At 49.3% G+C, this 13,419-nt stretch carries 14 protein-coding genes and 1 tRNA gene; 1 reads left to right on the forward strand and 14 read right to left on the reverse strand.

Translation table 11 applies throughout. The annotated features are described in order from the left end of the window. Window positions 1–89: 89 nt before the first annotated feature. From mtaB to hisH, 7 genes are all read right to left on the reverse strand, one after another. The gene (mtaB, locus tag BUE76_RS15160) at window positions 90–1,412 is read right to left on the reverse strand and encodes a tRNA (N(6)-L-threonylcarbamoyladenosine(37)-C(2))-methylthiotransferase MtaB (RefSeq protein ID WP_245798322.1); all 1,323 of its coding nucleotides are present in this window, start codon (window positions 1,410–1,412) and stop codon (window positions 90–92) included. 362 nt (window positions 1,413–1,774) lie between these two features. Beyond that, window positions 1,775–2,854 (reverse strand): TlpA disulfide reductase family protein, encoded by a 1,080-nt coding sequence (locus BUE76_RS15165; RefSeq protein ID WP_083596411.1) that lies wholly within the window; start codon window positions 2,852–2,854, stop codon window positions 1,775–1,777. Window positions 2,855–2,856: 2 nt separating this feature from the next. After that, entirely contained in the window at window positions 2,857–3,456 is a 600-nt protein-coding gene (hisIE, locus tag BUE76_RS15170) for a bifunctional phosphoribosyl-AMP cyclohydrolase/phosphoribosyl-ATP diphosphatase HisIE (protein WP_083596412.1), read from the reverse strand. Between the two features lie 74 nt (window positions 3,457–3,530). Beyond that, on the reverse strand, window positions 3,531–4,313 hold the full coding sequence (hisF, locus tag BUE76_RS15175; RefSeq protein ID WP_073041364.1) for an imidazole glycerol phosphate synthase subunit HisF: 783 nt from the start codon (window positions 4,311–4,313) through the stop codon (window positions 3,531–3,533). Between the two features lie 82 nt (window positions 4,314–4,395). Then, window positions 4,396–5,115, reverse strand: a complete 720-nt coding sequence (gene hisA, locus BUE76_RS15180) for a 1-(5-phosphoribosyl)-5-[(5-phosphoribosylamino)methylideneamino]imidazole-4-carboxamide isomerase (protein ID WP_073041366.1) — start codon at window positions 5,113–5,115, stop codon at window positions 4,396–4,398. Further along, window positions 5,112–5,522, reverse strand: a complete 411-nt coding sequence (locus BUE76_RS15185; RefSeq protein WP_083596413.1) for a GNAT family N-acetyltransferase — start codon at window positions 5,520–5,522, stop codon at window positions 5,112–5,114. Before BUE76_RS15185 ends, hisA begins: the two co-directional genes overlap by 4 nt. Continuing rightward, window positions 5,519–6,160 (reverse strand): imidazole glycerol phosphate synthase subunit HisH, encoded by a 642-nt coding sequence (gene hisH, locus BUE76_RS15190; RefSeq protein ID WP_073041367.1) that lies wholly within the window; start codon window positions 6,158–6,160, stop codon window positions 5,519–5,521. The genes BUE76_RS15185 and hisH overlap by 4 nt, the downstream gene beginning before the upstream one ends. Before the next feature lie 61 nt (window positions 6,161–6,221). Between hisH and BUE76_RS15195 the strand changes: the two genes are divergently transcribed. Next, a tRNA-Gly gene (locus tag BUE76_RS15195) sits at window positions 6,222–6,294 on the forward strand. 41 nt (window positions 6,295–6,335) lie between these two features. Here the strand turns inward: BUE76_RS15195 and trpA are convergent. The 7 genes from trpA to BUE76_RS15230 form a co-directional block, all read right to left on the reverse strand. Then, on the reverse strand, window positions 6,336–7,106 hold the full coding sequence (gene trpA / locus BUE76_RS15200; RefSeq protein ID WP_073041369.1) for a tryptophan synthase subunit alpha: 771 nt from the start codon (window positions 7,104–7,106) through the stop codon (window positions 6,336–6,338). Window positions 7,107–7,195: 89 nt separating this feature from the next. Further along, window positions 7,196–8,413: a tryptophan synthase subunit beta gene (gene trpB, locus BUE76_RS15205; RefSeq protein ID WP_073041371.1), complete on the reverse strand. Its 1,218-nt coding sequence runs from the start codon at window positions 8,411–8,413 to the stop codon at window positions 7,196–7,198. A gap of 51 nt (window positions 8,414–8,464) precedes the next feature. Next, window positions 8,465–9,073, reverse strand: coding sequence for a phosphoribosylanthranilate isomerase (locus BUE76_RS15210; RefSeq protein WP_245798323.1), 609 nt, complete (start codon window positions 9,071–9,073; stop codon window positions 8,465–8,467). 17 nt (window positions 9,074–9,090) lie between these two features. Continuing rightward, entirely contained in the window at window positions 9,091–9,882 is a 792-nt protein-coding gene (trpC, locus tag BUE76_RS15215; protein WP_073041374.1) for an indole-3-glycerol phosphate synthase TrpC, read from the reverse strand. Window positions 9,883–9,917: 35 nt separating this feature from the next. Then, window positions 9,918–10,910 (reverse strand): anthranilate phosphoribosyltransferase, encoded by a 993-nt coding sequence (gene trpD / locus BUE76_RS15220; RefSeq protein WP_073041376.1) that lies wholly within the window; start codon window positions 10,908–10,910, stop codon window positions 9,918–9,920. A gap of 185 nt (window positions 10,911–11,095) precedes the next feature. After that, complete coding sequence (locus BUE76_RS15225; protein WP_073041378.1) at window positions 11,096–11,704, reverse strand: anthranilate synthase component II; 609 nt, start codon at window positions 11,702–11,704, stop codon at window positions 11,096–11,098. Between the two features lie 94 nt (window positions 11,705–11,798). After that, a complete protein-coding gene (locus tag BUE76_RS15230; RefSeq protein WP_073041380.1) occupies window positions 11,799–13,214 on the reverse strand; it encodes an anthranilate synthase component I family protein in 1,416 nt (471 codons plus the stop codon). Between the last annotated feature and the right edge of the window lie 205 nt (window positions 13,215–13,419).

Genomic DNA, 13,419 nt, shown 5'->3' on the forward strand with positions numbered 1-13,419 from the left:
TGTTGAAGAACTGTTTCCCGTAACGCTGTATCGTTTTGGGAGTGCAAATATGAGTGCTCCAATTGAAACTTCCAAAAACTTTTTGAAAATCAAATGGTCCAATCAACAATTTTATTTGCCCACTCCGCACGGAATGGCGTACTGATGCGAATATAGTTATCTGTATAGCCTTCCATCATGCCGCCTTTTTCATGTCCCTCAAACAAAACAGCACGTTTTTGTCCTGCATGTTGCTGGGTGAAATATTGCATCTTCATATAACTGAGGTTGCGCAAAGTTTTATTGCGTTCGTGGCGCACATGCACGGGCACTACCGGCTTTATTTCCAATGCCCTTGTGTTGTCTCTTTCCGAATAGGTAAACACGTGGAGGTACGAAACATCAAGGCTATGCAGGAAATCAAAGGTTTCTTTAAAATGCACTTCACTTTCTCCTGGGAAACCTACAATGACATCTACACCAATGGCACAATGCGGCATAAGGCTTTTTACAAGGGAAACACGCTCTGCATACAGCTCGCGTCGGTAGCGGCGACGCATGGCGCCTAGAATATCATTACTGCCGCTTTGTAAAGGAATATGGAAATGGGGCATGAATTTTTGGCTGCCGGCAACGAAGCGGATAATGCCTTCACTGAGCAGGTTGGGCTCAATGGATGATATACGATACCGCTGGATTCCTGCTACCTGATCGAGTTGCTGAATGAGTTCGTAAAATGATTCTTCATTCCTTTTATTGCCATCAGGACCTTTTCCAAAGTCACCCAGGTTAACGCCGGTAAGTACAATTTCCTGTACACCGGTAGCGGCCAGTTCCTGTGCATTGCGGACCACGTTTTCAATACTGTCGCTACGGCTTTTGCCCCGCGCCATTGGGATGGTACAAAACGAACAGGTATAGTCGCAGCCATCCTGCACTTTTAAAAAAGTACGGGTACGGTCGTTAACACTCCAGGAGGAATGGAACCCCGAAACATCTTCAATATCGCAGCTGCTGATTTTGGCTGAATCGCCTTTGGCCAGTTCGCGCAGGTGTTGGGCCAGGTTAAATTTTTCGGCTGCGCCAAGAACCAGGTCCACACCAGGAATTTCAGAGATCTCTTTGGGTTTAAGCTGTGCATAGCACCCTGTAATCACCACCAGGCTTTCAGGCGCCTTCCGTTGAATGCGGCGCACCAGTTGGCGGCATTCCTTGTCCGCATTATCGGTTACCGAGCAGGTATTAATTACATACACATCCGATACCTCGTCAAAATCCTTCTTCACAAAGCCTTCAGCCTCCAGGCTGCGCGACAGCATGGAAGTTTCCGAAAAGTTGAGTTTACAACCCAGGGTATGAAAGGCAACGGATTTAGGAACCATTTCCTTTGTTGGGGAAATCAGGCCGGTGCTGTTATGGTTTTCTACATGCATGTATGCGAAGCGGTTTGAATAAGGCGGCAAAGGTAGGAAACTGGAAGAGACGAATTTGTTAAGTAAGATGCTGTGCCGGATTGAGTCGATAGGAACACGGATTGAACTGATAAAACGGATGGAAACGGATATCCGTACTAATCCCTTCCATCAGTTCAATCCGTGTTCCTCTCCCCTTTGCTGCATAGCGAAACGAACTCCTAAGTGTGCGGCCCTGAAACAAGTTCAGGGCAGGCTGCAACCTAAGCCTAATAGTAGCAATCCTGCTCGGTTCAAAACAACAGAGCCACCCAATTAGAGTGGCTCTGTTCACAAAATTATTTCTGACCTAAGTTCCCACTCCAGGGGGACAGGGGGTGTTGTTACTTCAGCAACTCCTCCAGTTTAGCATCCAGTGCCGCACCACGAAGGTTCTTGCCTACAATCTTACCATTTGGATCAACAAGAAAGTTCTGTGGGATGGCCTGCACCTTGTAAATAGCGGCAGCTTCGTTGTTCCAGAACTTCAGGTCGCTTACCTGTGTCCAGGATAAGCCATCTTTTTCAATGGCTTTTACCCAGGCATCTTTATCCCGGTCCAGGGAAACACCCAAAACCGTAAAATTCTTGGGATTGTATTTCTGGTAGGCAGCTACCACGTTGGGATTTTCCATGCGACAGGGTTTGCACCAGCTGGCCCAGAAATCCACCAATACATATTTGCCACGAAGGGAAGAAAGCTTAACAGGATTGCCGGTTACGTCGTTTTGTGTAAAATCAGGAGCATCGGTGCCTATTGCGCCAATTTTGGTATCGGCAATAAAGCCAGCCAGGCTTTTACCAATCTGCGAGTTGCGCACGGGCTCGGAAAGCTGGTTGAAGCGCTGCTCCATTACGGTTGGATCTTCCAGTATCTGGGCAGTAATGAAAAGCAGGAAAGGCGACACATAAGATGCAGGGCGGGCGCTGATGTATTTGCCTACTTCCGTATTCACCACGTTTTTCAGGGAATCAAAACGGCGCGACAGGTTGGCCTGTTCGGCGGCATCCTGGCTGCGCTCGGCTTTAGCCATGGTAGCTTGCAGCTCGCCAACCAGCGGGTTGAACCGGTCGCGGAATGCTTCAAAATCAGTATGGGCAGTAGAGCCTTCCACTTTCATGGTTTTCAACTCTTTTGCCTGGCCATTTACTTTGATGGCCGCATTTTCGAGGTAGATGTGCTGGGGCTGTTCTTTGCCTACTGTAAGGTAGTAGAGGCCTGGTTCTTCCAGCTTACCGGTAAGTTGGAAAGCACCGCCCTTTGCTGTTCCTTTTGCCAGCAATGCCGAACCTTCGTTGGCGCTGGTGAGCTTAACCTCAGAGCCGTCAGGCAAACCCGCTATTTTGCCGTTGAGTGTAAAACCCTTGTTCTGGGCAAACAAAAGCGTTGGGGCAAGAGCCAGGAGCAGAAAAATTCTTTTCATAATTATTTGGGTTGATGCCGCTGTTGGAGCACGTTCACCACATCTTCAAGCGAGCAATCCTTTGCCTGCAAAAGTATCAGATAATGAAACAGCAGGTCGGCGGCCTCGCCTAAAAATAGGTCTCTGTTAACATCCTTGGCCTCGATCACCACCTCTACTGCTTCCTCTCCTACTTTCTGGGCAATTTTGTTGATGCCTTTTCCAAACAGCTTCTTTACATACGAGGTTTCATCGTTGCTGCCGCGGCGTAGCTTGATGATGTCTTCAAGATAATACAGAAAATCATCTTTGTGGTTGCGTTCGCTCCAGCAGGTGTCGGCGCCGGTATGACAAACGGGGCCTTTAGGATCCGCCTTGATGAGCAGGGTATCGTTGTCGCAGTCTACCAGGATCTGCCGCACCTGCAGGTGGTTGCCGCTCTCCTCTCCTTTTGTCCACAGCCGCTGCTTGCTGCGGCTGAAAAAAGTAACCAGGCCGGTCTCTTCTGTTTTTTTGTACGATTCCTCGTTCACAAAACCCAGCATCAGCACCTTGGCCGTATGGAAATCCTGAACTACTGCAGGCACCAGTCCATCGGCATATTTAGCGAAATCAATTTTCATCATGTTTGTTTTGAACCACTAAGACAGGAAGGCACGAAGGTACACGAAGGAATAACTTATGCCTTTGCGGCAATTTAAATGCGTACCGGAATGCCATATCCTTTGAGGTGTTGCTTCAAATCGGGAATGGCAATTTCTTTAAAATGGAAAATGCTGGCAGCAAGTGCGGCATCGGCATGGGCATCCTGGAACACATCCACAAAGTGCTGCATATTGCCTCCGCCTCCAGAGGCAATAACAGGTATGGGCAGGGCATCCGATAGCCTGCGGGTAATATCCAGTGCAAAGCCAGCCTTGGTACCATCGTGGTTCATAGAGGTGAGCAGGATTTCGCCTGCACCAAGATCTACAGCCTTTTTGGCCCATTCAAAGCATTTCGCATCGGTTTTGGTACGGCCGCCATTGAGGTAAACATACCATTCACCATCATCCTCCAGGCGGGTATCAATTGCCAACACCACGCACTGGCTGCCGGCAGCCTTGGCAATGCCCGCAATCAGTTCAGGATTTTGAAAAGCAGCCGTATTGATGGAAACTTTATCTGCACCGGAACCCAACAGCACGCTTACATCTTCTACGCTGCGGATGCCACCGCCAACTGTAAAAGGAATATTGATGCGGTGTGCAATGCGCTTCACCAAATCGGCGAGTGTTTTCCGCCGCTCAACGGTTGCGGTGATATCCAAAAATACCAGTTCATCGGCACCTTCAAGGGCATAACGGGCGGCAAGTTCCACCGGGTCGCCGGCGTCACGGAGCTCAACAAAATTGGTACCCTTTACCGTTCGCCCGTCCTTGATATCCAGGCAGGGAATGATGCGTTTGGCCAGGGCAGATATTGTATTTGCAACAGGCATTGGTGATATTGTAAATTATTGATTACTGAATATTATTATCATCCCATCAGGGCACCCTGATTCATCCCTCGTCACTGCGCCCTCACTTATTCACTTCCTCCAACTGCTTCAGCGTAACCCGGCCTTCGTAGATAGCCTTACCGATGATCACACCCGCACAGCCTATTTCAGCCAACTGGTGTACATCATCCAAATTGCTTACGCCGCCACTGGCAATGAACTTCAGTTTGGGAAATTCTTTGATGATGTTTTTATAGAGTTCGGTAGCAGGCCCCTGGAGTGCGCCATCTTTGGCCACATCAGTGCAAAAGATCTGCTCTACGCCATGATCCATGTATTTGCGGATAAAATCATAAATCCATACATCGGTGGTTTCGAGCCAGCCATGTACCGCCAGCTTTTCATCCTTAACATCGGCGCCCAACAGGAATTTGTTGGCTCCAAAATGGTCAAGCCAACTTACAAAAGTGGCCTCATCCTTAACTGCTATTGAGCCCACCGTAACCAGCGCTGCACCTGAATCGAGGATGATCTGTGCATCTTTTTGTGTTTTTACGCCGCCGCCAAAATCAATGATCATTTTGGTTTTAGCAGCAAGTGTTTCCAGCACTTTCCAGTTGCATACTTTTCCGGCCTTGGCGCCGTCCAAATCCACCAGGTGCAGCCGCGTAAGGCCTGCATCTTCAAACTCCCGCGCTACTTCCAGCGGATGCTCGTTGTAGATGGTCTTTTGGTTGTAATCGCCCTGGGTAAGGCGTACGCATTTACCGTCAATAATATCAATAGCGGGAATGATCTTCATAGTGTTACTTGCATTTTTACAAACTGATGCCCGTGCTGTTGCCAGGTTTCACCAATAGGCACCATACCAAACTGCTGGTATAAAGGTGCAGCAGCAGTCCGGGCATTGCACCAAATGGTGGCCAAGCCATCTGCCTTAGCCTGCGCAAAAACCTCTTGCAACAGGTGTTTGCCAAAACCTTTACCCTGGTGGGGCAACAAGGTGGCAAATTTGCGAAACTGCAGGCTATCGCCTTGTTGAAACAGGGAGATTACAGAACGCAATTCGCCTGCTGCAAACAAGCCCAGGTGCCGGCCTAAGGCATCATCCTCGAGCTTTACCTGCTCAATGGTATGCTCAGGATACATTACTTCCTGCCTGACTTGCCAGATAATTTCCAGTGGCACTTGCTGTATGGTAAGGCTCACAGGGAAAGAAAATTATGAAGAATCCTGTCACCTGTATCCGCGCTCTTTTCGGTGTGAAACTGCACACCGTAGAAATTGTCTTTTTGTACAGCTGCTGCATAAGGCAAACCATAGTTGCAACGAGCAATGGTGTATTGGCTATCCGTAGCATAATAACTATGCACGTTATAGATATAGCTGCTATCAGGAATGCCGGAAAATAAAGGAGAACGCAGGTCGTAGATGGTGTTCCAACCCACTTGTGGTACTTTAAGGATCCCCTCACCAGCCTTAGTCAGTGTGGAGTTAAGAAACCCTTCGCCCTGCTGGTTGGATGTTGCCGGAAAGCGTTTTACCCCAACAGGTACGATGCCCAAACATTTCGTATCATTTTCTTCAGAGTGGTTGCACAGCAATTGCATACCAACACAGATACCCAGCACAGGTTGTTTCAGGTCTTTAATAACCGCATCCAGGCCATTTTCCTGCAGGCTTTGCATGGCGCTGCTGGCTTCACCCACACCTGGAAAGATCACCTTATCGGCACTACGCAGGGCATCGGCATCACCGGTAACGGTGGCATTGATACCCAGTCTTTCCAGTGCGTACAGTACCGACTGGATATTACCGGCGTTATATTTTACAATCGCAATGTTCATCTCAGAATATTTACGGTACTTGTTGCTGCAATTACCGTTTTGAATTATTTTGTCCCTGCCTGCGGAAGTAGCTCACCTGGTAGAGCGACAGCTTCCCAAGCTGTAGGCAGCGGGTTCGAGTCCCGTCTTCCGCTCTTTTCCAAACCTTGAAGGTTTCTAAAACCTTCAAGGTTTTTTATCCCAGTACCGCCCCAATAAAATCATGGGTAGCAGCAGCTACATCCTCTTTGCCTTCCAGTGCTTTGATATAGGCGCTGCCGATGATGGCACCTGCACCATGCGCACTGGCGGCTGCAAAAGTTGCTTTATCCTTTACACCAAAGCCCACCAGCACGGGATTGCGTAAACCCAGCGACTGCAGCCGCTGAAAATAAGCGCTCTGGTCTTCCATCTTCTTGTCGCTCCCGGTGGTGGAAGAAGAAGAAACCGCATAAAGAAAACCGGTGCTCAGGCCGTCCAGTTTCTGGATGCGTTCCACCGAAGTTTCTGGTGTCACCAGGAAGATGAAATCAAGACCATGCTTGCGAATGATTTCGCCGTACATGGTTTCAAACTCGTACATCGGCAGGTCCGGCAGGATCAGTCCATCCACACCTACTGCTGCAGCGTCAGCGCAGAATTTTTCAAAACCATACTGCAGCACCTGGTTGAAATATCCCATCAGCACTACCGGCAGGTGTATATCCTGTCTAAAATTTTTGAGTTGCTGAAAAAGGATGGCGACTGTCATGCCATTGGCTATTGCCTGGCTGCCACTTGCCTGAATCACCGGGCCATCGGCCAGGGGATCGCTATATGGAATTCCCAATTCAATGAGGTCGGCACCGCTTTCCTGCAATGCCGTCATCACGGAAAGGGTGCTGTTCAATTGTGGGTAACCCGCAGTACAGTACACATTGAGTACGTTCTTCTGTTTGCGGGCGAAAAGTTCTTGTAGTCTGCTCATCGGGTTTAGCGATTTATTGCTGGCGGAAGGGTTTAGGGCTGATAAAGGAATTAACCTTTATTCTATTCCCTACGCTTTCATTGTATATGTTATCCGGTCACTTCGTTTCCTGCCACACCCATGGCTTTCATGTAGGTGCCCAGGTCTTTGTCGCCTCGGCCCGAGAGGTTAATCACCACCACATCGTCTGTCTTGAATTTCAGCTGGCTCAAAGCGGCTATGGCGTGGGAAGATTCCAACGCCGGAATGATCCCTTCCAGCCGTGCAAACTTGAAAGCAGATTGCAAGGCATCTTCGTCTGTTACGCTCAGGAAAGTACCGCGGCCACTGTCGAAAAGATGGGCATGCATGGGACCGATACCGGGATAGTCCAGTCCTGCTGAAATAGAATGGGGTTCTACCACCTGCCCGTCTGTGGTTTGCATCACCAGGCTCCGGCTGCCGTGAAGCACGCCTTCCCTTCCCAGGGCGGTTGTTGCAGCACTCAGGCCGCTGTTCACACCATGGCCGGCAGCTTCCACCGCCACGATCTGCACCGAAGGTTCATCCAGGAAATGGTAATAGGCACCAGCGGCATTGGAGCCTCCACCCACACAGGCAATCACCGCAGTGGGCAGTTCGGTACCAACTTTTTCCTTCAACTGCCAGCGCACTTCTTCCGAAATCACGCTCTGGAACCTGGCTACCATATCGGGGTATGGATGCGGACCCACAACGGAGCCGATGATATAATGGGTATCAGATGGATTATTGATCCAGTCGCGGATGGCTTCGTTGGTAGCGTCCTTAAGGGTTTTGGAACCGCTGGTAGCCGGAATAACCGTTGCACCCAGCATCTTCATGCGGGCAACATTGGGCGCCTGGCGTTCGATGTCCTTTTCGCCCATGTACACAATACATTCCAAGCCTTTCAGGGCACAAACAGTAGCGGTGGCCACGCCATGCTGGCCTGCACCGGTTTCGGCAATAATCCGCTTTTTGCCCAGGCGTAGGGCCATCAGGATTTGTCCAACAGTGTTGTTCACTTTGTGGGCACCGGTATGGCACAGGTCTTCGCGTTTCATGAATATGCGGGTGCCGTGTTGTTCACTCAGGCGTTTGGCATAATACAGGGGTGTAGGCCGGCCCACATAATCGCGGAGCAGTTCTTTAAACTCCTGTTGAAAAGCGGCTTCCCCCATGATCTCGAGGTAACGGGTTTGCAGTTCCTCCACATTGCGGTGCAACATCTCAGGGATGTAAGCGCCGCCGAATTTACCGTAATACCCTTCTGCCGTTGGTTGCTTGTAGGATTGTGAAATGGCCATCGTTATCTATTTGCAGCAGCAAAAACACTTTGCCGCCAAAATGGTTACTGTTTATTTTATGTGCGACACAAATTCTTGCACCAGTTCCAGATTCTTAATACCCGGGCTGAGTTCAAACTTGCTATTGATATCCAGCGCAAAAAGGTTTTTTGCTACCGAATCGTGTGTAAAGTTCCTGATCTTTTCCTCGTCGCCTTTTTCAATACCGCCACTCAAAAAGAAAGGCTTGTTAATCTGCTGTCCCTGCAAAACAGTCCAGTCAAACTTTTTTCCCGTGCCGCCGTAACCGGCGCCCATGGTATCAAAAAGGTAGTGGTCGCAGACATCGTCAAAGGGTCGGGTCATCCATTCCACGCTGTCGTTATCACTCAGGCGGAATGCTTTTACAACAGATACATAATCGGCCAGGCGGTCGCAATACTTGGGTGTTTCATCGCCGTGTAATTGTACCATCTGCAAACGGCATTCATCTACCAGGTGCAGCACTTCATCCATAGGCGCATTTACAAACACTCCTACCTTGTTGATGTTGTTAACCTTACGGATCTGCGTGGCGGTCATTTCGCGGAAGACGTACCGGGGACTTTTGGGATAAAAGATGAACCCGGCAAAGCTGACACCGAGGTCAGCCAGGCTTTCTACCTGGGTCTTCTGGGTCATTCCGCAAACCTTGATTCTCATACGCTGGCTTCATTTAGTGCTGCAACAAACTTCATAAAGGCAAGCGCCGGATCGGGTTGCTTCATAAAGTTTTCGCCAATAAGGAAGCCCTTATAACCATACCTTTTCAGGTATTGTATGTCAGCTATGGAGTGGATGCCACTCTCCGAAATCTTTATCATGCCCGACGGGATTAGGCTGCTTAAATGTACGGAGGTTTCCAGCGATACCTCAAATGTCTTGAGGTTGCGGTTGTTGACGCCTACCACATCCACAAAGTCGTTGATATGGCGCAGCTCGTCTTCCCCATGAATTTCCAAAATCACTTCCATACCTAATTCGTGGGCCTTGAGCGTGTATTCCTTTACCTGCCGGGGTGTGAGGATGGCTGCAATCAGGAGGATCACATCGGCACCCATGGCCTTTGCCTCGGTAATCTGGTAAGGATCTACAATGAACTCCTTGCGCAGGATGGGCACTTCATTGATGCGTGCCGCCACCAGGTCTTCGGCCGAGCCGCCGAAAGATGGACCATCGGTAAGCACGCTCAAACCTGAAGCACCATTATTGGCATAAGCCGTTGTTACGTCCAACACATCGGCTGCACCATTGATCACCCCCTTTGAAGGCGACTGCCTTTTAAATTCGGCAATGATACCGGTTCGCTCCGCTTCCAGCAGGAAGCGCTTCAGCGAAAGGGCGGGCCGTAGAAAAAAAGGTTCCTGCTCCAATGCCGATTCGGGCACTTCGCCTTTGCTTTGGGCAACTTCAATGAGCTTATATCCTACTATTTCTTCTAAGATGTTCATGGTCTTGTTCTGAGTCGGTAATGAGTATGCCGGCATTATTGCAAAGCCACCAGCTTTTCCAAACAGGCGCTTGCTTTTCCGCTTTCCAGGCTTTCAACAGCGGCAGCATAGGCCGTGTCGTAGTCCTTGTACTTGCCGGTGCAATGCAGGGCCATGGCGGCATTGGCCAGCACCACGGCATTTTGTGCCCAGCTGCCCTTGCCGGAGATAATAGTCCTGAAAATACGGGCTGCTTCTTCCACGGTATTACCGCCATAGATATCCGAAGCCTGTACACTTCGTTTGCCCAACTGCAGCGGCGTCCACACCTGTTCGCCTTTGTTGGTGATTACTTTTGTGTCGTTGGTCAGCGAAATTTCATCGTACCCATCCAGGCTATGGATGATGGTAAAAGGTTTGCCGCTTTGCTGCAACAGGTAATTGTAAATGCGCGCCATCTCCAGGTTGTACACGCCTACCAACTGGTATGCTGGATCGGCAGGATTGACCATCGGACCAAGCATGTTGAAGAAAGTACGCAAGCCAAGATTTTTACGGATGGCCGCAACACTTTTCAGTGCCGGGTGAAACAAGGGTGCATGCAGGAAACAAATACCGGCCTCTTCCAGTTCACGCTGCAATACATCATTGCTGTTTTTAAACTTATACCCCAACTGCTCCATCACGTTGGAAGCACCGCTCACCGAGGTAGCGCCATAGTTGCCGTGCTTGGCCACCTTTTGCCCCGCACCTGCAACAATGAAACAGGCCAATGTAGATACGTTGAAGGTGTTTTTGCCATCGCCACCGGTACCTACGATGTCCATTACTTCATACCCATTCAGGTCCACAGGTACACAAAGCTCCAGCAACCCCTCGCGGAAACCCTGAAGCTCATCGATGGTGATGCTGCGCATCAGGAATACGGTGATAAAGGCAGCGATCTCCGTTTCGTTGTATATGCCCTTTCCAATGCCTAAGATGGCCTCTTTCGCCTGTTGTTGCGATAGGGTTTTGTATTCAAATAAGTATTGTAAAATCTTTTTCATATCCAGCTCCCCCCTGTTCCCCTGACGGTGGAACTTAGGTCAAACTACCTGCTCTACATTGAAATTGTTTTAAGCAGGTGGTGTGTTTGTTTTTTATTGTAAATGATGCAAAAAGAAACCTCGTTTTACAACTTCGCCAAAGTACATGTACACTTGATACAAGCACTCCGGCTTAAGTGCCCCGTTTAGGGGGACAGGGGGTGTTTTAACCAGTTCCTTAAAATCGTTTCCCCTTCGGGTGTAAGCACACTTTCCGGGTGAAACTGCACGCCCTGTACATCGTAGTCCTTATGCCTTAGGGCCATGATAAAACCATTGTTATCCAGCGCGGTAATTTCAAGCACTTCAGGGAAGCTTTCTTTGTCTACTACCCAGCTGTGGTACCGGCCCACATCAAAGGTTTGGGGCAGGTTGGCAAAAAGGTTGGCTTTTTGATCACCTTCAGCTTTTGCTTTTTGATCTTCCAGTATTTGAACAGGCATAGCTACGCCATGGTATACCTCGCTCAGGTTGGTGAGTTTGCCGCCAAAAGCCTCGCCGATTGCCTGATGCCCCAAACAAACACCCAATATGGATTTGGTCGCGCCATATTGCTTGATCAGGGGCAGCAAGAGTCCGGCTTCTTCCGGAACGCCCGGTCCAGGCGACAAAATGATTTTGTCGTATTCCGCAACCTTGTCCAATGAAATCTGGTCGTTGCGGTAAACATCTACCTTGGTTCCGGTGATCTTTTCTACCAGGTGCACCAGGTTGTAGGTAAAAGAATCGTAGTTATCGAAAACAAGAATTTTCATGTTGATAGTTCTTTGGGCTTGAGGAGGAACAAAGGTGAATCGTCAATGGTGAATGGACTGTGTTTAAAAGATGCACCGGTTAACGTTTTACCTTTTACGAAATCGTTTCCGCCAGTTTCAACGCCTGCTTCAAGGCATTCAGTTTATTTTCCACTTCCTGCAGTTCGCTTTCGGGGCGACTTGCGGCTACAACGCCGGCTCCTGCCTGGCAGTATAGGGTATTGTTCTTACTCAGGAATGTACGAATCATGATGGCATGGTTGCAACTGCCGTTGAAACCTACAAACCCAATAGCGCCGCCATAATAACTGCGGGACGTAGGTTCGTAGCTGTCAATGAGCTGCATGGCCTTGTACTTGGGCGCACCACTCAGTGTTCCTGCCGGAAAGGTTTTCGCCAACACCGCAAAAGGATTGGTACCGTCGGCTACCTTGCCTACCACTTCACTCACCAGGTGAATAACATGGGAATAGTAATGTACCTGGCGATAATGGGCTACATGCACACCTGTGCAGACAGTACTCAGGTCGTTGCGGGCAAGATCTACCAGCATCACATGTTCGGCGTTCTCTTTGGGATCTTTCAGGAGTGCTTCTGCGGCAGCTGCATCCACTGCATCGTCGCCGGTGCGGCGGAAGGTACCAGCAATGGGATGCACCACGGCTTCGCCATTGCGGATGATGATCTGCGACTCGGGTGAAGAGCCGATCAATTTATAATCGCCATAATCGAAAAAGAACAGGTAAGGTGAAGGGTTGATGTTACGAAGTGCGCGGTAAACATTGATCTCATCACCAATAAAGGATTGCTGGTAGCGGCGGCTCAGCACGATCTGGAAAACATCACCCCGGTGACAGCTCTGAATACCCTTCTTTACCATCTCCATATAAGCTGCATCGCTCATATTGCTGGTTTCCTCTGATACAAGCTTGAAGGGATAAGCAGGTACATCCTTACTGCGGATGATGGATTCTACCAGCTGCAGTTCGCTATCAACGCCATCTACGCTGTTTTCACACAACCATAATTCATCTTTGAAGTGGTTGATGGCAATCACGTATTGGTACAGGCGATAACGGGCAAGTGGAATATTGGTGGTATTGGCCGCATCCTTTTTAAAAGAAACGGTTTCAAAAAGCTGTACTGCATCAAAGGTGCAATAGCCATACAATCCCTGGGCAAATGCTGCTGCACGCGGGTCGGTGCTTTCTGTTTCAAAGCCCTGCAGAAAACCGTTCAATACATCTTCAATGCGCTGGCCAGCCAGAGCGGTCTTTTGCGGCTCTTGCCCGGGCATCTTGTATTCGGCCACCCCGCCATCGCGCACTTCCATACCGGCAATGGCATTGATGCAAATAAAAGAGTAACTGTTCTCCGCTACATGGTGGTCGGTACTTTCCAGCAGAATGGTATCACGAAAGCGGTCGCGAAGACGCAGGTAAATACCAACCGGTGTGTACAGGTCGGCGAGCATCTTTTTTACCCCGGTCTTGATCAGCATTTTTTTCATCTTGTTAATTCAGCTTTTGCCAGGCCCTATGCCTTGCACCTTTGGAATTGTATTTGAATGATGCTACAGATTAATGCATAAAAAAAGCCCCGAACTCGTCGGGGCCTGAATATCGTTGATGGAAACAGATAGGACAGTACAAACCCCGTTAAGCGTTTGAATGCCACCACCACTGAATATTGTTCATCTGTTTCATCGTGTTGCA

Source organism: Cnuella takakiae (assembly GCF_001953305.1).
Taxonomy (GTDB): domain Bacteria; phylum Bacteroidota; class Bacteroidia; order Chitinophagales; family Chitinophagaceae; genus Flavisolibacter; species Flavisolibacter takakiae.